At 64.6% G+C, this 588-nt stretch carries 2 protein-coding genes; both read left to right on the top strand.

Going from position 1 to position 588, the window contains the following annotated elements:
- On the top strand, positions 1-199 hold a 199-nt coding region (locus Q3C01_RS44895), incomplete at its 5' end, for a hypothetical protein (RefSeq protein WP_458151753.1).
- A gap of 163 nt (positions 200-362) precedes the next feature.
- On the top strand, positions 363-588 hold a 226-nt coding region (locus tag Q3C01_RS44900; protein WP_458151754.1), incomplete at its 3' end, for a DDE-type integrase/transposase/recombinase.

A 588-nucleotide genomic window follows, 5' to 3' on the forward strand; every position in this document is an offset into this window, starting at 1 on the left:
CTCTGAACAGCGCACCGCGGCCGAAAAGCGCGCCTACATCCGTGATTGTCGGCCCGTCCGGGCCCTCCATCGCGGAAGGATGCCGGCTGATGGGATTGCGTGCTCGACCGATTGCGACGCCGTGCCGGCGCCGACCGATGACACCGCGATCGTCGAAGCGATTGTGGCGATTTGCGACGGGTTCGAATGCGACGGCTGACGGCGCGTGCGCGCTGCCTTGCGGCCGCGGGGAATGATCGTTAACCACAAAAATTCAAACGCTTCAGCACGAGCACGGTCTGCATCCAAGGATCCGCCGCTGACGTATCGCGACAACTAACAGCGATCACGACTAGCCGATCTTCCCCAATCGAGCGAAGGACATGACCGTTAATGGGCCCGACGAACTGTGGGTCGCCGACGCTGCCTACGTCGCGATCGGCTGCGTCTATGTCGCCGTCATTCTCGACGCTTGGCCGCGCCGGGTCGTCGGTTATGCGATCAGCTGCTCGATCGACGTGCGGCTGGCGATCGCAGCCCTTGCGGCCGCGGTCGAGCGACAACGCCCGCCGGCGGGATGCGGGCATCATTCGGATCGGGGCTCGCAAG

The sequence above is a fragment of the Bradyrhizobium sp. UFLA05-109 genome (assembly GCF_054185165.1).